The organism is Vandammella animalimorsus (genome assembly GCF_002285285.1).
Classification (GTDB): Bacteria; Pseudomonadota; Gammaproteobacteria; order Burkholderiales; family Burkholderiaceae_C; genus Lampropedia; species Lampropedia animalimorsus.
Map to the genome: position 1 here is coordinate 77,464 of NZ_NSJF01000001.1, position 17,570 is coordinate 95,033.

The 17,570-nt window shown below is 66.4% G+C and carries 14 protein-coding genes and 2 tRNA genes; 8 read left to right on the forward strand and 8 right to left on the reverse strand.

The features are described from left to right. The first annotated feature begins 79 nt into the window (after positions 1-79). The 4 genes from CK620_RS00315 (at position 80) to CK620_RS00330 (ending at position 3,077) form a co-directional block, all read left to right on the forward strand. Positions 80-167: transfer RNA gene (locus tag CK620_RS00315), tRNA-Ser, on the forward strand. 103 nt (positions 168-270) lie between these two features. Further along, positions 271-1,623 carry an argininosuccinate synthase gene (gene argG / locus CK620_RS00320; RefSeq protein WP_095549052.1) on the forward strand — a complete coding sequence of 451 codons (1,353 nt, stop codon included), beginning with the start codon at positions 271-273 and terminating at the stop codon, positions 1,621-1,623. A 199-nt stretch (positions 1,624-1,822) separates the two neighbouring features. Beyond that, positions 1,823-2,293, forward strand: coding sequence for a tRNA (uridine(34)/cytosine(34)/5-carboxymethylaminomethyluridine(34)-2'-O)-methyltransferase TrmL (trmL, locus tag CK620_RS00325; RefSeq protein ID WP_095548651.1), 471 nt, complete (start codon positions 1,823-1,825; stop codon positions 2,291-2,293). Further along, the gene (locus CK620_RS00330; RefSeq protein WP_179290525.1) at positions 2,283-3,077 is read left to right on the forward strand and encodes an alpha/beta fold hydrolase; all 795 of its coding nucleotides are present in this window, start codon (positions 2,283-2,285) and stop codon (positions 3,075-3,077) included. Before trmL ends, CK620_RS00330 begins: the two co-directional genes overlap by 11 nt. Positions 3,078-3,082: 5 nt before the next feature. On the opposite strand, the gene CK620_RS00335 is transcribed toward CK620_RS00330, so the two are convergent. From CK620_RS00335 to CK620_RS00350, 4 genes are all read right to left on the reverse strand, one after another. Beyond that, positions 3,083-3,751, reverse strand: coding sequence for a glutathione S-transferase (locus tag CK620_RS00335; protein ID WP_095548653.1), 669 nt, complete (start codon positions 3,749-3,751; stop codon positions 3,083-3,085). A 36-nt stretch (positions 3,752-3,787) separates the two neighbouring features. Then, on the reverse strand, positions 3,788-4,429 hold the full coding sequence (gene nth / locus CK620_RS00340) for an endonuclease III (RefSeq protein ID WP_095548654.1): 642 nt from the start codon (positions 4,427-4,429) through the stop codon (positions 3,788-3,790). A 27-nt stretch (positions 4,430-4,456) separates the two neighbouring features. Next, entirely contained in the window at positions 4,457-5,719 is a 1,263-nt protein-coding gene (locus CK620_RS00345) for a CaiB/BaiF CoA transferase family protein (protein WP_095548655.1), read from the reverse strand. 72 nt (positions 5,720-5,791) lie between these two features. Then, the gene (locus CK620_RS00350; RefSeq protein ID WP_095540574.1) at positions 5,792-6,235 is read right to left on the reverse strand and encodes a universal stress protein; all 444 of its coding nucleotides are present in this window, start codon (positions 6,233-6,235) and stop codon (positions 5,792-5,794) included. A 401-nt stretch (positions 6,236-6,636) separates the two neighbouring features. On the opposite strand from CK620_RS00350, the gene CK620_RS00355 reads away from it, so the two are divergent. Continuing rightward, a tRNA-Pro gene (locus CK620_RS00355) sits at positions 6,637-6,713 on the forward strand. Positions 6,714-6,832: 119 nt separating this feature from the next. Beyond that, on the forward strand, positions 6,833-8,992 hold the full coding sequence (gene recG, locus CK620_RS00360) for an ATP-dependent DNA helicase RecG (RefSeq protein WP_095548656.1): 2,160 nt from the start codon (positions 6,833-6,835) through the stop codon (positions 8,990-8,992). 439 nt (positions 8,993-9,431) lie between these two features. Here recG and hemP read toward each other — a convergent pair whose 3' ends face one another. Further along, entirely contained in the window at positions 9,432-9,599 is a 168-nt protein-coding gene (hemP, locus tag CK620_RS00365) for a hemin uptake protein HemP (protein ID WP_238944989.1), read from the reverse strand. Positions 9,600-9,998: 399 nt separating this feature from the next. Beyond that, positions 9,999-11,429, reverse strand: coding sequence for a pseudouridine synthase (locus tag CK620_RS14370; RefSeq protein WP_275250683.1), 1,431 nt, complete (start codon positions 11,427-11,429; stop codon positions 9,999-10,001). 280 nt (positions 11,430-11,709) lie between these two features. On the opposite strand from CK620_RS14370, the gene CK620_RS00375 reads away from it, so the two are divergent. Together CK620_RS00375 and coaD are read left to right on the forward strand one after the other, a co-directional pair. Further along, positions 11,710-12,312, forward strand: a complete 603-nt coding sequence (locus tag CK620_RS00375) for a dihydrofolate reductase (protein ID WP_095548658.1) — start codon at positions 11,710-11,712, stop codon at positions 12,310-12,312. Positions 12,313-12,370: 58 nt separating this feature from the next. Continuing rightward, positions 12,371-12,883: a pantetheine-phosphate adenylyltransferase gene (coaD, locus tag CK620_RS00380; protein WP_095542756.1), complete on the forward strand. Its 513-nt coding sequence runs from the start codon at positions 12,371-12,373 to the stop codon at positions 12,881-12,883. A gap of 46 nt (positions 12,884-12,929) precedes the next feature. Here coaD and mfd read toward each other — a convergent pair whose 3' ends face one another. Together mfd and CK620_RS00390 are read right to left on the reverse strand one after the other, a co-directional pair. Beyond that, the gene (gene mfd, locus CK620_RS00385) at positions 12,930-16,451 is read right to left on the reverse strand and encodes a transcription-repair coupling factor (protein ID WP_095548659.1); all 3,522 of its coding nucleotides are present in this window, start codon (positions 16,449-16,451) and stop codon (positions 12,930-12,932) included. 183 nt (positions 16,452-16,634) lie between these two features. Next, positions 16,635-17,525, reverse strand: coding sequence for an AraC family transcriptional regulator (locus CK620_RS00390; RefSeq protein WP_179290526.1), 891 nt, complete (start codon positions 17,523-17,525; stop codon positions 16,635-16,637). Positions 17,526-17,570: the final 45 nt, after the last annotated feature.

Sequence of the window (17,570 nt, forward strand, 5' to 3'; positions counted from 1 at the left end):
CCGCCGGGCCTTGGCGTGAGGCAATTCGCCTTTAGAATATGCCGCTTCACGGCAGACTGCGCCCCTTGGGAAACTTGCTGGAAGAGTGGCAGAGCGGTTGAATGCACCGGTCTTGAAAACCGGCGATGGGCGACCATCCGTGGGTTCGAATCCCACCTCTTCCGCCAATCATCAAAGGCCCGAGCCAGCGGCAGCGGGCTTTTTTTACGGCCGTGTCCGGCCTTCTTGGCCATTTTTTTCGGTCCTCTGGCCGATCTTGCTGCACAGCCCATGTCCAACACCATCTTGCAATCCATTCCCGTCGGCCAGAAGGTCGGCATTGCGTTTTCCGGCGGCCTCGACACCAGCGCGGCGCTGCTGTGGATGAAGCAAAAAGGCGCCCACCCTTACGCCTATACCGCCAACCTGGGCCAGCCCGATGAGGCCGACTATGAGGCCATCCCCAAGAAGGCCATGGCTTATGGCGCCGAGAAGGCGCGCCTGATCGACTGCCGCAAGCAGCTCGTGCACGAAGGCATCGCCGCCATCCAGACCGGGGCCTTTCACATCAGCACCGGCGGCATCACCTACTTCAACACCACGCCGCTGGGCCGCGCCGTTACCGGCACCATGCTGGTGGCCGCGATGCAGGAAGACGACGTCAACATCTGGGGCGATGGCTCGACCTTCAAGGGCAACGACATCGAGCGCTTTTACCGCTACGGCCTGCTGACCAACCCGCGCCTGAAGATCTACAAGCCCTGGCTGGACCAGAGCTTCATCGACGAGCTGGGCGGGCGCAAGGAGATGAGCGAGTTCCTCATCGCCAACGGCTTCGACTACAAGATGTCCACCGAGAAGGCCTACAGCACCGACTCCAACCTGCTGGGCGCCACGCACGAGGCCAAGGATCTGGAGTTCCTCAACACCGGCATCCGCATTGTGCAGCCCATCATGGGCGTGGCCTTCTGGCGCCCGGAGGTGGAGGTCAAGGCCGAAGAAGTCAGCATTCGCTTCGAGGAAGGAGTGCCCGTGGCGCTGAACGGCAAGACCTTCGAGAACAGCGTGGAGCTGATGCTTGAAGCCAACCGCATCGGCGGCCGCCACGGCCTGGGCATGAGCGACCAGATCGAAAACCGCATCATCGAAGCCAAGAGCCGCGGCATCTACGAGGCCCCCGGCATGGCGCTGCTGCACATCGCCTACGAGCGCCTGGTCACCGGCATCCACAACGAGGACACCATCGAGCAATACCGCATCAACGGCCTGCGCCTGGGCCGCCTGCTCTACCAGGGCCGCTGGTTCGATCCGCAGGCCATCATGCTGCGCGAAACCGCCGAGCGCTGGGTGGCGCGCGCCGTCACCGGCGAGGTCACGCTGGAGCTGCGCCGTGGCAACGACTACTCCATCCTCAACACCGAAAGCCCCAACCTGACCTACGCGCCCGAGCGCCTGTCGATGGAAAAGGTCGAGGACGCGCCCTTCAGCCCGGCCGATCGCATCGGCCAGCTGACCATGCGCAATCTGGACATCGTGGACACCCGCGCCAAGCTGGGCATTTATTCGCAAAGTGGCCTGCTCACGCACAGCCACGATGGCGCCGTGCCACTGCTGGAAAACGCCGCTTGCAAGGCAGGGCGCTGAGCCAGCTGCCGCGCATGAAAAAACGCCTGGTCTTCGCGCGAAGACCAGGCGTTTTTTCATGCGCGGCAGGTGCGGCGATAGGGTGTGGCGATTTTGATGACAGGCCCTGGAGTGGGCCGCTGGCCGCGCCACGGGCGCGTGGCGCTGGCACAATGGCCGGCGTTGTTTTGAACAGGTTCTGAGAGAGTGAGCTTGCACCATGTTTGAAATCGTTCTCGTCCACCCGGAGATCCCCCCCAATACCGGCAATGTCATCCGCCTGGCGGCCAACACCGGCTGCCGCCTACACTTGATCGAGCCCTTGGGCTTTTCGATGGATGACCGCCACATGCGCCGCGCCGGGCTGGATTACCACGAGTACGCCACAGTGCGGCGTCACGCCAGCTGGGGCGACTTTCTGGCCTCGCAAGAGCCCGATGCCCGCCGCATGTTCGGGCTGAGCACACAGGGCAGCCAGGGCGTGTTCGAGACGCGCTTCCAGCCTGGCGACTGGCTGGTGTTTGGCACCGAAACGCGCGGCCTGCCGGCCTATCTGCGCGAGAGCTTCCCGCCCCAGCGCTGCCTGCGCCTGCCCATGCTCGAAGGCCAGCGCAGCCTGAACTTGTCCAACGCCGTGGCGGTGACGGTGTTTGAGGCCTGGCGCCAGCACAGCTTTGGCGGTGCGCGCTGAATCCGCGTCTGCGGTCGAGCAAGTCCGCGCATCGGGTGGTGCGGACTTGCCGCTGCTGGTCCTGCTGCATGGCACGCGCCTGAACGGCGCTCAGTGGCATGCCTATGGCCCGTTGCTGCAGGGCGTGGCCGAATTGCTGGCGCCGGATCTGCCCGGCCATGGCTTGCGCGCGGGCGAAACCTTCTCGCTGGCGCTTGCTATGCAGCAACTGGACGAGCTGATTGCGCAGGCCGGCCCGCGTCCCGTGGTGCTCGGCGGCCACTCGCTGGGCGGCTACGTGGCCATGTGCTATGCCCAACAGCACCCGCAGCGCCTGGCCGGCCTGGCACTGATGGGCTGCGCGGCCGAGCCGCGCGGCGCAGGCGCTTGGATGTACCGGCAGGTGGCGCGCCTGTGGGAGGCTGCCGGGCCTGATGGCATGGCCCGCCTGGACGCACTGTGGCTGGGCCGTGTGGCCCACGCGCCCACTTGGGCCGCAGTGTGCGCCCGCGGTGGGGATTTTGAGCAAATCCGCCTGGCCTGGGGCGAGGTCATGCGCCATTGCGGCGCACACCAACTGCGCCAGCTGGCCTGCCCGGTGCTGCTGCTGGGCGGCAGCTGGGATCAGCTGCACATCCACGCCCGGCGCTTTGCCGCTGCCGCGCCACAGGCCCAGATCGTCACCAGGCCGCACCGCAGCCATTTGTGGCCGGTCACCCACCCACATGAAGTGGCTGCCGAGCTGCGTCGCTGGTTGCAGCACATCCTGGTCCGGGGCGAGGCGCCCGCAGACGCGCCGCGTTGAAGCCCTCAACCGCCGGGCTGGGCGCCCTTGCGCATGACCTGCTCGAACAGCGGCAGCGCGAGCCAGCGTTGGCGCCAGGCCTGCAGCCGGGGCAGGGGCTGGGCGTCCCACCAGGGCGGGTCGATGGCGGCGAACTGGCGCACGAAGGGGAAAACGGCCGCATCGGCCAGGGCCAGCCGCTGACCGAACAGCCAAGGGCCCGATGCCAGCGCCAGCTCCAGGCGCTGCAGCCATTGCAGCGCCAGTTGGCGCGAATCCTGTAATGCGTTCTCTGGGTGACGCTGCGGGTATTTGCAGCGGTCGAGCAAGGGCTTGAAGTGGCGATCCAGATCGTGCACCAAGGCCAGCATGGCTTGCAGGCCGCCGTGCGTGGGCTGCAGCCAGGCTTGCGGATCGTGGCGCTGCAAGGCCCAGAGCATGATGTCCAGGCTCTCGTCGATCACCTGCCCGCTGGGCAGCACCAGCACCGGCACCGTGCCCTTGGGCGAAGCGGCCAGCAACGCGGCGGGCTTGTCGCGCAGCACCACTTCGATGGGCGTGTAGGCTTGCTCTGCGGCGGCCAGCGCCAGCCGCGCGCGGATGGCATAGGGGCAGCGGCGAAAGCTGAACAACTGCGGCAAGGCGCCGCCGTCGTGCTCGGCGGCCGGGGCGTTGGTGTCCGAGGTAGAGGGCATGGCAGGCGGGCGCTGGTGGCGTGTTTGGGCTGGTGCTTAGGCGGGCGGCGGGGTTTTGGGGCGGTAATCGCACCAGGCGCTGACGCGGCACTCCCAGCAGCGCGGCTTGCGCGCTTGGCAGACGTAGCGGCCCAGCAGGATCAGCCAGTGGTGGGCATGCAGCGCGTATTCCTGGGGCACGCGCTGCAGCAGGCGTTGCTCGACTTCCAGCGGGTTTTTGCCCGGCGCCAGCCCGGTGCGGTTGCTGACGCGGAAGATGTGCGTGTCCACCGCCATGGTGGGTTCGCCAAAGGCCACGTTGAGCACCACGTTGGCGGTTTTGCGGCCTACGCCCGGCAGTTGCTCCAGCTCTTGGCGCGTGCGCGGGATCTGGCCGCCATAGCGCTCTACCAGGATGGCGCAGGTGGCCAGCAGGTTCTTGGCTTTGCTGTGGTAAAGGCCGATGGTCTTGATGTGTTTTTCCAGCCCGGCTAGGCCCAGATCGAGCATGGCCTGGGGCGTGCCGGCCACGGGGAACAGGCGGCGCGTGGCTTTGTTGACGCCAGCATCGGTGGCCTGGGCGGAGAGCAGCACAGCCGCCAGCAGCTGGAAGTGGCTGCCGTATTCGAGCTCGGTCTGCGGATGCGGGTTGGCCGCCTGCAAGGTGGCGAAGAACAGCGGGATGTCGGCTTTTTTCATCGGGGGATGGCGGATGGGCGGGGATTCTCAACGCACGCTGCGCTGCGCGCGCAGATGTTCGATGTGCGCTGCGTCCAGGCCCAGCGATTGCAGGATGGCCTGCGTGTGCTCGCCCAATTGGGGCGGGTTCTGGTAGGTGCGCAGGCGTTGGCCGTCCATGCGCAGTGGCAGTAGCGCAGCGTGCGCGCGCTGGCCGGCGCGCTCGCCATCAACCAGGGTGATGGGCTCCAGCCCCTGCGTGGCCTGCAGGTGCGGGTCGTCCAGCAGCTGCTCGGGGCGCACGATGTGTGCGTAGGGCAGGGCGTGGGCCTCGAAGCGCGCGGCGATGTCGGCGGCGCTGTGGTCTTGCAGGCGCTCGCGCAGCGCCGGCAGCAGCCAGGGGCGCACACGGGCGCGCGCGTTGTTGCTGGCCAGCTGCGCATCGGCCAGCCAATCGTGCCAGCCGAAGGCCGTGCACAGGCTTTGCCAGTGGGCATCGCTGACGGCGCACAAAAAAATTTGCTCGCCGCCCTGGACGGTGAAGATGTCGTACACCGCCCAGGGCGAGGTGCGCTCGGGCATGGGGCGGGCCGGCTGGCCGGTGATCTCGTACTGCATCATGTGCTGGCCGACGAGAAAAACGTTGTTCTCGAACAGGGCGGCGTCAACCTCCTGCCCCTGGCCGGTGTGCTGGCGCTGCAGCAGTGCGGCCAGCGCGCCGATGGCGCCGAACATGCCGCCCATGATGTCGTTGACGCTGCTGCCAGCGCGCAGCGGATCGCCGGGGCGGCCGGTCATGTAGGCCAGACCGCCCATCATCTGCACCACTTCGTCCAGCGCCGTGCGGTGTTCATAAGGGCCAGGCAGAAAGCCGCTGAGATTGACGTAGACCAGCCCCGGGTTGAGGCGGCGCAGATTGGCATAGTCCAGCCCCAGGCGCTGCAGCACGCCGGGGCGGAAGTTGTGCAGCACCACATCGGCCGTGGCGCAGAGCTTGAGCGCGATCTCCAGGCCGGCCGGGTCTTTCAGGTCGATGCCGATGCTGTGCTTGTTGCGGTTGAACAGCGGGAAAAACCCAGCGCCTGCGCCCAGCAGCGTGCGCGTGCCATCGCCCTCGATGGGCTCGACCTTGATGACTTCCGCGCCCAGGTCGGCCAGTACCAAGCCGCAGGCCGGGCCCATGACCATGTGACTGAACTCCACGACGCGGATGCCGCGCAAGGCCTGGGGGCGCGCTGCGCCAGCAGGGGGCAGGGAGCTGGAATCGGTATCGGGCGCCTGCCGGGGTGGTTCGGAGGTAGAACTGACCATCGCAAAAAAAGCCCATCGGCAAGATGGGCATGGAACACAAACGAACAAGCCGCCCGCAGGCGGCCGGATGCATTAGCGCAGCACCAGAACAGGCACTTTGGCGCCAGTGAGCACGTGCTGGGTTTCACTGCCCAGCAGCAGGCGGGCAATGCCCTTGCGGCCGTGCGAGGCCATGACGATCAGGTCGGCATGCTGCTCCTGCGTGGCCTGCAAGATCAGGTCGGAGATGCTGTCGCCGCTGAGTACCTGCACATCGGTTTGCACGCCCATGGCCTTGCCTTGCTCCAGCACCTTTTCCATGGCTTTCTTGGCATCTTCGCGCCACTGGCGCTCGCTGCTTTCAGCGAACTCGCGGTTCGAAGCCACGCTGCCTTCCATGTAGGTGACGGGGTAGCTGGGCGTGACAGTCAGGATCGTGACCCGCGCACCGCAGAGCTTGGCCAGATCAAAGCCGTGCGCCACGGCCTTTTGCGACAGCTCGCCCCCGTCGGTGGGAATCAGGATGTGTTGGTACATAAAAGTGGCTCCTTGGAATGGTGAGTCAAACAGTCTGTGGCTGCGGCGTACCGCAGTGCTGCACGCAAAAAATCGCTTCGCAGTGCGCATTGGGGGTGCGATTCGGTGTTGCGGCGGTGCTGTCGGTCAAAACTGAGCAGCTGCTGCGTTGAAAATGCGTGCAAAGTGTGCAATCTTGCGCGCGTTTTCGCCTTGCATCTGCGGCTTTTGCCTCGAACAGCTGTTCGCAACCCCAATCTCAACAACCCCTAGGGCAGCCATGGCTGCAAGGCAGTATACGGGCACGGACCAGGGTGTAGCAGGTTGTTGAGGGAATCAGTCGGAGCGTCAGGCCGCGCGTTGTCAACCGCCCCGCTCGGGTCAAGCGGGGCAGATTTTCGTATTACAATGCGCGCTTTAGTCGGAGCGTAGCGCAGCCTGGTAGCGCATCTGCTTTGGGAGCAGAGGGTCGCGAGTTCGAATCCCGCCGCTCCGACCACTTATTGAATGGGGCTACGTCTTTGGCGTAGCCCCATTTTTCGTTGGGGGGAAGTCGTCGAGCGAAGGGGGGAACAGAGGCTGTCCGGAGCTTTCGCAGCCTTTCTTGTTGCACGGGATATGACACCAGCCATCCGAAAAGCCCTGGACAAACTCGGCCTGCAGCGTGATGTGGATCTGGTGCTGCACCTGCCGCTGCGCTATGAGGACGAGACGCGCATCGTGCCCATTGCCCAGGCCCGACAAGGGCAGGCGGTGCTGATCGAGGGCACGGTGCTGGCCTGTGAGGTGCAGCTGCAGCCGCGCCGCCAGCTGGTGGTGGCGATTGAGGACGCCAGCGGCAGCTGCCAGTTGCGCTTTTTGCATTTCTACCCTTCGCAGCACAAGGCCATGGCGCCGGGCAAGCGCCTGCGCGTGCATGGCGAGATGCGTGGCGGTTTCTGGGGGCGCGAGATGGTGCATCCCCAGTTGCGCAAGAGTGACGCGCCGCTGCCGCAGGCGCTCACGCCGGTCTACCCCGTTGGCAAGGGGCTGCCGCAGGCCTATTTGCGCCGCATGATCGCCACGGCGCTGCACCGCATGACGCTGGATGAAACCTTGCCTGCAGAGGTGTTTGCCGCGCTGGGGCCGCCGCCGGTGGCCGGCGGGCAGTGGTGGCCGCTGCGCCAGGCGCTGCAGTTTCTGCATCATCCTTCGCCCGACGTGGCCTTGCAGACATTGGAGGATCGACGCCATCCGGCCTGGCAGCGCCTGAAGGTTGAGGAGTTGCTGGCGCAGCAGCTCTCGCAGTGCCGCATTCGCCAGGCGCGGGCGCAGCGCCTGGCGCCGCCGCTGCGGCCTGCGCCGGGCGGTGATGGTGGCGAGACCAAGGCCACATTGGCGCAGCAGCTGCTGGCGCAAATCCCGTTTGCGCTGACGGCGGCGCAGCAGCGCGTGGTGCGGGAGATTGCGCAGGATTTGGCGCGCAGCACCCCCATGCACCGCCTGCTGCAGGGCGATGTGGGCTCGGGCAAGACGGTAGTGGCGGCGCTGGCGGCCTGTGTGTGCATCGATGCCGGCTGGCAGTGCGCGCTGGTGGCGCCCACGGAAATCCTGGCCGAGCAGCACTTTCGCAAGCTGGCCGATTGGCTCACGCCGCTGCTGGCCGCGCGCGGCCAGAGCGTGGCCTGGTTGGCGGGCACGCAAAAGAAAAAACAGCGCGAGCACATGCTGCAGACCATCGCCAGCGGTCAGGCAGCATTGGTGGTGGGCACGCATGCCGTGCTGCAGGAGCATGTGAGCTTTCAGCGACTGGGGCTGGTGCTGATCGACGAGCAGCACCGCTTTGGCGTGCAGCAGCGCCTGAGCCTGAGGTTGCGCAACCGCATCCCGGCAGGCGATCTGGCCGCCGCCCCAGCGGTCGCTGGGGCCCGTGGGACACCGGCGGGCCAAGCGCAACCCGTGCTGGAGCCGCACATGCTGATGATGTCGGCCACGCCCATCCCGCGCACGCTGGCCATGACGTACTACGCCGATCTGAGCGTCTCCACCATCGACGAGCTGCCGCCCGGGCGCAGCCCGGTGCTGACGCGGCTGATTGCCGAAGGGCGGCGCGAGGAGCTGATCGAGCGCCTGGCCCGCCAGCTGGCCCAGGGGCGGCAGGCCTACTGGGTTTGCCCGCTGATCGAGGAAAGCGAGGCGCTGGACTTGTCCAATGCCACGGCCACGTATGAGGATTTGCAGGCGGCCATGCCGGGCGTGGCCGTGGGCCTGCTGCACTCGCGCATGGCGGCGGCCGACAAGCAAGCGGTGATGGCGCGCTTTACCGCTGGCGAGATCGCGCTGTTGGTGGCCACGACGGTGATCGAAGTTGGCGTGGATGTGCCCAATGCCTCGCTGATGGTGGTCGAACATGCCGAGCGCTTCGGCCTGTCGCAGCTGCACCAGCTGCGCGGTCGCGTCGGGCGCGGCAGCACACAGTCGGCCTGTATCTTGCTGTATGCGACGGGCGAGAGCGGCCAGCTCAGCGACACCGCCAAGGAGCGCCTGCGCGCCATGGCCGAGACCAATGACGGTTTCGAGATCGCACGGCGCGACCTGCAAATCCGCGGCCCGGGCGAATTCATGGGGGCACGCCAATCCGGCGCGGCGCTGCTGCGCTTTGCTGACTTGGACAGCGATGGCCACCTGCTCGAATGGGCGCGCCAACTGGCGCCACTGATGCTGGCGCAGCACCCGCAACTGGCCGAGCGCCACATGCAGCGCTGGCTGGGCGGCAAGTGGGATTACCTACACGCGTGAGCGCCTCTGTAGGCCCCCTTTGCGCGGCGGGCAAAGTCAGCGCGGGTTGGCGCGCTCTGCCGGTCTGCAGCAGGCCCGCACAAAGCTGGGATGAGAAGTCAGAGAGTGGAAAAAAAGCCTGGCTAGTGCGAGCCGAGCAGGGCCCGGGCGCTTGGCTGGCAAAAACGACCTGAATGGCTTTGAAAAAGCCTGGTCGCCCCACGATGATTGGTGACGCCCGCCCCCTTCAAGTTCAAGGGGCCGAGGGCAAAGGTTTCATCAAAAAAAGCCTGGCTACCAGATGCACAGACATGTGCGCCTTTGGCTGGCAAAAACGACCTGTTCGAGTCCTGAGTGTTGAACTCTCGGTCGCCCCACGATGAAACGGTTGGTGTTTGGGTTGGTGCTTGAGAGTGTTGCAGCGCACTGACCAGTGCAAGGCGGTCGGCTGCAGTTTGTCTTACTTGGTCAAGATGAGCTTGCCCAATTTGGTGGCCTGCAAGCGGTAGATGGAGCCGTTGTGCTGAATGGCGACGGATTTCTGTCCCTTGAGCAGTTCCAGGCTGTCCAGCGCTGCGGCGGGCACATGGCGTGCGGCCTGGCTGGCGGATTCGTTCGAGGGCTTCATGGCGGCTAAGGTCATGGGAAATTGTTCCGTTCAAGGCATTGGGCTTGGCGGCCCGGCAAGGTTCGGTGCCATCGCAGCGGCAGAACATTCGTCTTGCTGTCAATGAGGCTAATGATAATAATTTTTATTAAGAATGCAAGCGTTAGCCTAAAACCACATGAAAAACTCGGAAATTGGCTGCGCCACGGCTTGTGGCCCCCGCACCTGTGGCTTTGCCAGTGCAATGGGGATGCAATGGGTTGCACTGGAGCGGCGGGCGGGCAACGCTGAGAGTGTGTGGTGAGCTTTGCGCGCTTGCGGGGGGAGGGCAGAAAGCGCATCGCATGCTCTGGGGGAGATTGGGTTTGCGAAGCGGGTTTTGACCGAAAACACCGTCGCAATACTCAATCTCAACAACCCCTAAACCAACTCGTCCTGGCCCAGATAGCGCCACTGCCCAGGGGGCAGCTGACCCAGCGTCAGCCGGCCAATGCGCACGCGTTTGAGGGCGCTGACGTGCAGGCCGACTTGCTCGCACATGCGCCGGATCTGGCGCTTCCTGCCTTCGCGCAGCACGAAGCGCAGTTGCTCGGGGTTTTGCCACTCGACTTGGGCCGGCTGCAATGCCACGCCGTCGAGCTCCAGGCCGTGGCGCAGCCGCTGCAGTGCGGCTTCGGGCACGTGGGCCTGTACGTTGCTGTCGATGCCTTGCCCATCGGGGCCGATGCAGCGCACCCGCACCAGGTATTCCTTGTCCACCGTGCTGTGCTCGCCAATGATGTGCCGCGCCAGGCGGCCATCCTGGGTCAGGATCAGCAAGCCGGTGGAGTCGATGTCCAGCCGCCCGGCTGGGGCAAAGCCCTTGAGGCTGCGTGGCGCGCGCTGGTGGTGTTGCGGGTCTTGCTCCCAATGGTTGGCATCGGTGATCAGGCTCAGTGCGGGCAGATACCCGTCCTCGGCCTGGCCGCTGACGTAGCCCACAGGCTTGTGCAGCGCAATGCTGAGTTGCTGCGCTTGGTGGCGGCGTGCGGCCGGCGCTACCTCGACTTGGTCGCCAGGCTGCACGCGCTGGCCCATGTGCGCCACCTGGCCATTGATGCGCACCCAGCCGCGCTCGATCCAGGCATCGGCCTCACGCCGTGAGCAGCATTGCGCATCGGCCAGGTATTTGTTCAGGCGCGTGCCGTTGACGGCGTTGGCGGCGTTGGCCGGTGCTGCAGCCTGCTGCGGCGCTGGCGAAGTTGCAGGGCGGCTGGTGGGCGCAGGACGCCGCTGAGCTTGAGTTGGGGCGCTGGTGGAGGGCGCGCGCGTGGTCGGGCTGTTTTTGAGGCTGGCCTTGCGCGTTGCGGGCCTGGCGCTGGTTTGGGCGGGGCGGGAGCGGGATGGTTGCGCGGTGTCAGGGCGCGCGCCGGGCTGGGCATTGGCCTTGGTGCGGGCGTGTGTGCTTGGGCGGGCGTCTGGGCGGGGGGCCGGCCGGGCTTGGGGCCGTGCGCCAGCGCGTGTCGTGGCGTCGGAGCGTGTGCCTGGCCGTGCACCGGTGTGTGCAGTGCGGTGCGCTTTTGCATTCGGCTTTGCATTGGCCATGCGCGCATCGGGCCGCGCTGCGGGGGCATTGCGTTCGGGCTGGCGTGGCTGGCGCTGCGCATTGGCGGCGGCGGGCGCGCTGCCTGCAGCGCGCCAGACGTTGCCTGCCGCTTTGCGCGGTGCAGGCGCTGTGGCGCTGCGTGGCTTGTTGGCGCTTTGGCGGCCTGGGCCAGGCTGGCGGTTGGTCTGGGTGGGCTTGCGCTTGGGCGTTGCAGCGGTGGGCTGGCCAGGCAGGGACAGCGTGCGGCGGGCAGGGGCGTCGGACATAGGCAAAGCAAAGTGCTGGAAGATGGGCGGCGCGGCACGCGCTGGCCCTGAAAATTGGCTCGCACTGTAGCGGAGTTCTGCCGCGCAGACGCTGACGCGAAAGATTGAAAAAGGCGCTGCCATGGGCGGCAGAGTTGGCTGCAGCTTCGCTGCCACGGCTGGGGCTGCTTGGCTGGCAAATGCCGTTATGCTTGCGCGCTGCTCAGCTGACAGCTGTATTTCAGGCCCAAGCCCTGCCGCGGCAATCTTTTGCTTGTGTGCCCACTGCCCTCACCACGCCATGTCCCCCACTGCCCAGAAACCCCGCATTGCCTTGATCGCCGCCGTTGCGGCCAATGGCACCATCGGTCGCGATGGCGGCATGCCCTGGCACCTGCCCGAAGACCTGCGCCATTTCAAGCGCCAGACCATGGGGCGGCGCATCATCATGGGGCGCCGCACCTGGGAGTCGCTGCCGGGCCTGCTGCCTGGGCGCGAGCACATCGTCATCGCCCACCAGCCGCTGGCCTTGCCGGCGGGCGCTTTCTGGGCCGGCAGCGTGCAGGAGGCGCTGGCCCTGCCGCTGCCGCAGCTGGGCCCTGGCGCATCTGGGCAGGGCGGCGCGGCGCCAGGCCAGGCCGAGCCAGAGCGCGCCACGGTGTTCGTCGTCGGCGGCGCGCAAATCTATGCCCAGACTCTGGCACTGGCCGATGATTTGTACCTGACCGAGATCGACGCCGACATTGAGGGCGACACGCGCTTTCCCGACTGGGAGCGCAGCGCCTTCGAGGAGCAATCGCGCCAATGGCGCGAAGCGCCGCTGCAGCCCGGCGGCGTGCCTGTGCGCTACGCCTTCGTGCACTATCGCCGCCGCCCGGCGGCCCAGGCAGCTACGGCCTTGTGATCAAGGGAAGGCGCGCACGGCGCGCCCGTTTTGCTTGCCCAGAAAGGAAAGAACGCCCATGTCCCAGCCCCCGTCCATCCTGGCGGTGTTCCCCGGTACCTTTGACCCCATCACCCGTGGCCATGAGGAGATGATCCGCCGCGCCGCGCGCCTGTTCGATCGTTTCATCGTGGCCGTGGCCGCCGGGCACCACAAGAAAACCCTGTTCACGCTGCAGGAGCGCATGGACATGGTGAGAGGTGTCTTTGCCGATGTGCCGCAGCTGAGTGTGCACAGCTTCTCCGGGCTGATGCGTGACTTCGTCGTTGAACAAGGCGCGCAGGTGATGGTGCGCGGCGTGCGCGGCGTGACCGACTTCGATTACGAGGTGCAGCTGGCGGGCATGAACCGCAAGCTCATGCCGGATGTGGAAACCCTGTTCATGGCCCCTGGCGAGCAATACCAGCATGTGAGCAGCACCTATGTGCGCGAGATCGCCACGCTCGGCGGCGATGTGCAGGCGCTGGTCTCGCCGCTGGTGTATGAGCGGCTGATGCAGCGCGTGCAGCAGCGCCGCAGCGAAGCGCTCTGAAGGCCAAACGCCAAACGCCGAGCCGAGCGCCAAGAGGGATGGACGCTCAAGCTGCCGTCTGGGCTGCAGTGGTTGATGGCGAAGGCGAAGGCGAAGGCGGCAGCGGCTCGCCCAGGTTGCGCAGCACGTCGCGCACCATTTGCACGCGGTCCTTGAGGGCGGGCAATTCGCGCTCGATGCGCAGCCGGTCGTTGCCGGCCAGCTTGATGTGGCGGTTTTTCTGGATCAGCTCGATGATGCGCAGCGGCTGCACCGGCGGGTTGGGGCGGAAGCTGATGACGATGGCCGCGGGCGAGGCATCGACTTTCTGCACGCCGTAGGGCTCGCAGAGGATGCGCAGGCGGTGCGTGTCGATCAGCGCCTGCACCTGCTCGGGCGGCTTGCCGAAACGATCGACGATTTCTTCGAGCAGGCCGTCCACGGCTTCCAGGCTGCCGGCGGTGGCCAGGCGCTTGTAGAACGACAGGCGCAGATGCACGTCGCCACAATAATCGTTGGGCAGCAGCGCGGGCACGTGCAGGTTGATCTCGGTGGCCGCCTGCATGGGGGCCAGCAAGTCGGGCTCCTTGCCGCTCTTGAGTGCTTTGACGGCGTCAGCCAGCATCTCGTTGTAGAGCTGAAAGCCGATCTCCAGGATGTTGCCGCTTTGGTTTTCGCCCAGCACTTCGCCAGCGCCACGGATTTCCAGGTCGTGCATGGCCAGGTAAAAGCCGCTGCCCAGCTCCTCCATGTCCTGGATGGCGTCCAGGCGTTGCTGGGCCTGGCGGGTCAGGCTTTGTACGTCGGGCACCATCAGGTAGGCATAGGCCTGGTGGTGGCTGCGGCCCACGCGGCCGCGCAGCTGGTGCAGCTGGGCCAGGCCGAACTTGTCGGCGCGGCTGATGACGATGGTGTTGGCCGTGGGCACGTCGATGCCGGTTTCGATGATGGTCGAGCACAGCAGCAGGTTGTGGCGCTGGGCGACGAAGTCGCGCATGACGCGCTCGAGCTCGCGCTCGGGCATTTGGCCGTGGGCCACGGCGATGCGCGCCTCGGGCAGCAGCTCCTGCAGGCGCTCGCGGCGGTTCTCGATGGTTTCGACCTCGTTGTGCAGGAAGTACACCTGCCCGCCGCGCTTGAGCTCGCGCAGCACGGCCTCGCGGATCACGCCCTGGCTTTCGCTGCGCACGAAGGTCTTGATGGCCAGGCGCTTTTGCGGCGCTGTGGCGATGACCGAGAGCTCGCGCAGCCCCTCCAGCGCCATGCCCAGGGTGCGCGGGATGGGCGTGGCCGTCAGCGTCAGCACGTCCACCTCGGCGCGCAGCGCCTTCATGGCCTCCTTGTGGCGCACGCCAAAGCGATGCTCCTCGTCGATGATGAGCAGGCCCAGGTTTTTGAAGTCGATGGAGGAGGACAGCAGCTTGTGCGTGCCCACGACGATGTCCACCGAGCCATCGGCCAGCCCCTTGGCGGCGGCGTTGATTTCGCGCGTGGTGCGAAAGCGGCTCATCTCCGCCACCTTGACGGGCCATTTGGCAAAGCGGTCGGCCAGCGTCTGGTAGTGCTGCTCGGCCAGCAGCGTGGTGGGGGCCAGAAAGGCCACCTGCTTGCCGCCGAGCACGGCCACGAAGGCTGCGCGCAGCGCGACCTCGGTCTTGCCAAAGCCCACGTCGCCGCAGACCAGGCGATCCATGGGCCGAGGGCTGAGCATGTCGCCGATCACGGCGTCGATGGCGGCCTTCTGGTCGGGCGTTTCCTCAAAGCCAAAATCCTTGGCAAAAGTGGCGTACTCGGCCGCGTCGAGGCGGAAGGCGTGGCCTTCGCGCGCGGCGCGGCGCGCGTAGATGTTGAGCAGCTCGGCGGCGGTGTCGCGCACCTGCTCGGCAGCCTTGCGCTTGGCTTTTTCCCACTGGCCGGAGCCGAGCTTGTGCAGCGGCGCCTCGTCGGCGGCTACGCCGCTGTAGCGGCTGATTTGCTGCAGCTGGCTCACGGGCACGTAGAGCACGGCCTGGCCGGCGTATTCCAGGTGCAGAAACTCTTGCAGCGCAGCGCTGCCGTCGGGGTTTTTCTGGCCCATGTCCATGTTCACCAGGCCGCGGTAGCGACCGATGCCGTGCTGGGCATGGACCACGGGGTCGCCGATTTTCAGCTCGGCCAGGTCGCGCACCATGTGCTCGACGCTGCTGGCCTGCTCGTGGCGTCTGCGGCGGCGCGTGGTGGGCGGGGCGTTGAACAGCTCGGTCTCGGTGACGAAGTCGATGCCGCCTTCACCCCAGCCGAAGCCGCGCTGCAGCGCGCTGGTGGCAATGCCGATTTTTTCCTCGCTGGCTTGGAATTCGCCCAGCGAGTCGAAGGCCGGCGCCGGCAGCTGGCTGGCGCGCAGAAAGTCCGCCAGGCTTTCGCGCCGCCCGGCGCTTTCGGCCAGCACCAGCACGCGCTGGGGCGTGGTCCGCAGGTGTGCCTGCAGGCGCATCAGTGGGTCGGCTGCGCCGCGCACGGCAGCAATGTCGGGCAGGGCGCTGAAGTCCGTGCGGTGGCGCTGCGCGCTGTCCTCGCTGGCCTGGTCGGCCGCTGGGCGCAGCGCCAGTTGCGCCAGCGGCTTGCACAGCGAGAAGAATTGCTCGCTGGAGAGAAACAGCGCCGCAGGCGGCAGCGCCGGACGCTCCTCGTCCAGAGCCAGCAGCCGGTGGCGCTCTTGCGTGTCCTGCCAGAAGGCCTGCAGCGCATCGTCCAGCGCGCCGTGCAGCGCCAGCGTGGTGTGCTCGCCCAGATAGTCGAACACGGTGGCGGTCTCTTCGAAGAACAGCGGCAGGTAGTACTCGATGCCGGCCGTGGCCACGCCGTTGCCCATGTCCTTGTAGACGCGGCTCTTGGTCGGGTCGCCCTCCATCAGCTCGCGCCAGCGGCTGCGAAAGCGTTGGCGCGCGGGCTCGTCCATCGGGAACTCGCGTCCGGGCAGCAGGCGGATGGCTTCGACCGGCTGCAGGCTGCGCTGGCTTTCGGGGTCGAAGGTGCGGATGGAGTCAATCTCGTCGTCGAACAGGTCGATGCGGTAGGGCAGGGTCGCGCCATTGGGGAACAGGTCAATCAGACTGCCGCGCACGGCGTACTCGCCCGGCCCCACGACCTGGCCCACATGCTGGTAGCCGGCCATGGTCAGCTGGGCCTTGAGCCTGGCCTCATCCAGGCGCTGGCCGGTCTGGAACTGGAAGGTGTAGCCAGCCAGGAAGGACGGCGGCGCCAGCCGGTACAGCGCCGTGGTGGCCGGGATCAGCAGCACATCGGCCTGGCCCTGCTGGATGCTCCACAGCGTGGCCAGGCGCTCGCTGATGAGATCCTGGTGCGGCGAGAAGCTGTCGTAGGGCAGGGTCTCCCAGTCCGGGAACAGCACCAGCGCCAGCGAGGGATCGAAGAACGCCATCTCGCGCAGCAGGCGCAGCGCATCGCGCGCATCGGCAGTGATGACGGCCGTGCGCCGGCCCTGGGCCTTTTCGCGCGCGGCCAGCTGGCACAGCAGCAGTGCGTCGGCAGAGCCCACGGGCATGGGCATGGTGTAGCGGTGGCCGGGGCTGAGGCGGGGCAAGGTCATGGCTTGTGGGAATTGGGCGGCTGGCAGGACTCACGCGGGAGGGCGGGCATTTTAGGCGGGCCTGTGGCGCAACCCCGCCGCGCGCCGCGCCGCAGGCTGCAAGCGGCCCACAGTAATTTGTGAACAGGCCCTAGATGTCGTTTCCCAATAATTGGCTTGGATTCAAGCCCGATAGCGCTTCATCTACGCCATGGGCCGACGCTTGAGTTCGCCGGGAAGTACCCCGAACTGTTTCTGGAACGCTGCGCCAAAATGGCTCAGGTTGGTGTATCCGACTTGCCGGCCTGCCTCTGCTGCACTGGTTTTGCCGGACTCGATGAGTTGCCATGCATGATGCATGCGTTCTTGTTGATAAAGCGCATGCACAGACACGCCGAACATGCGCTTGAAGTCCTGCTTGAGCTGGAATGTGTTCATGCCGCAGGCGCGGGCCAGCTCGGCAATGGTGGGGGCGCAGTCGATGCGCGCCAACAGCAGGGCGCGCGCCAGTTCCAGGCGCTCGCGCTGGACGCGGGTAAAGACGTAGGGCTTGTCATCAATCGCGCTGTCGATTAGCAAGGCCAGCAATTCAAGACTCTTGGCTTCGCGCAGCAGGGCGCTGCTTGCCGTGGAAGTCAGGATGCCATCGAGCTCATGGGCGGCGCGCAACACCTTGGCATGCGCGGCTTCGACACGCAGATTGCTGGCGCGGCGCAATCGCTCGGCGAACAGAAAACCCTGTTCGCCCGCCAGCTCCGGCAACGCGTCCAGGGGCAACAGCAGCCCAACCTGATGCGCACGGCCGCGCCACTGGGTTTTCCAGGGCACATCCGGCAAATAGCCGACCACGGTTTGGCGGCCAGATACGCTGAATTGGCGGCCATCAAGGTTGATGTCCGGCCCATCGCGCAGCCACACCGACAGATGCAGGCGGTTCTCGGAGTCCGTCACCGTGAGGCGCACGGGCTCCCGGTATTCGCTGCGACTGGCGAATGCAGACAAGCCGTATTGGGTGACATGGGCGCCGCTTTGTTGTGGCCCAGCCGGCCAAGCGTCAACCGATGGCTTGCTGGCGGAAGGCAGATAGCTCGCCACGTCGATGAATGAGTTGCGCGACATAAAAAAACTCCCGCTGCGGGT

Coding starts and splice junctions, on each gene's coding strand:
- argG (WP_095549052.1), top strand. CDS start 271: ATGTCCAACACCATCTTGCAATCCATTCCCGTCGGCCAGAAGGTCGGC.
- trmL (WP_095548651.1), top strand. CDS start 1,823: ATGTTTGAAATCGTTCTCGTCCACCCGGAGATCCCCCCCAATACCGGC.
- CK620_RS00335 (WP_095548653.1), bottom strand. CDS start 3,751: ATGCCCTCTACCTCGGACACCAACGCCCCGGCCGCCGAGCACGACGGC.
- nth (WP_095548654.1), bottom strand. CDS start 4,429: ATGAAAAAAGCCGACATCCCGCTGTTCTTCGCCACCTTGCAGGCGGCC.
- CK620_RS00345 (WP_095548655.1), bottom strand. CDS start 5,719: ATGGTCAGTTCTACCTCCGAACCACCCCGGCAGGCGCCCGATACCGAT.
- CK620_RS00350 (WP_095540574.1), bottom strand. CDS start 6,235: ATGTACCAACACATCCTGATTCCCACCGACGGGGGCGAGCTGTCGCAA.
- recG (WP_095548656.1), top strand. CDS start 6,833: ATGACACCAGCCATCCGAAAAGCCCTGGACAAACTCGGCCTGCAGCGT.
- hemP (WP_238944989.1), bottom strand. CDS start 9,599: ATGAAGCCCTCGAACGAATCCGCCAGCCAGGCCGCACGCCATGTGCCC.
- CK620_RS14370 (WP_275250683.1), bottom strand. CDS start 11,429: ATGTCCGACGCCCCTGCCCGCCGCACGCTGTCCCTGCCTGGCCAGCCC.
- CK620_RS00375 (WP_095548658.1), top strand. CDS start 11,710: ATGTCCCCCACTGCCCAGAAACCCCGCATTGCCTTGATCGCCGCCGTT.
- coaD (WP_095542756.1), top strand. CDS start 12,371: ATGTCCCAGCCCCCGTCCATCCTGGCGGTGTTCCCCGGTACCTTTGAC.
- mfd (WP_095548659.1), bottom strand. CDS start 16,451: ATGACCTTGCCCCGCCTCAGCCCCGGCCACCGCTACACCATGCCCATG.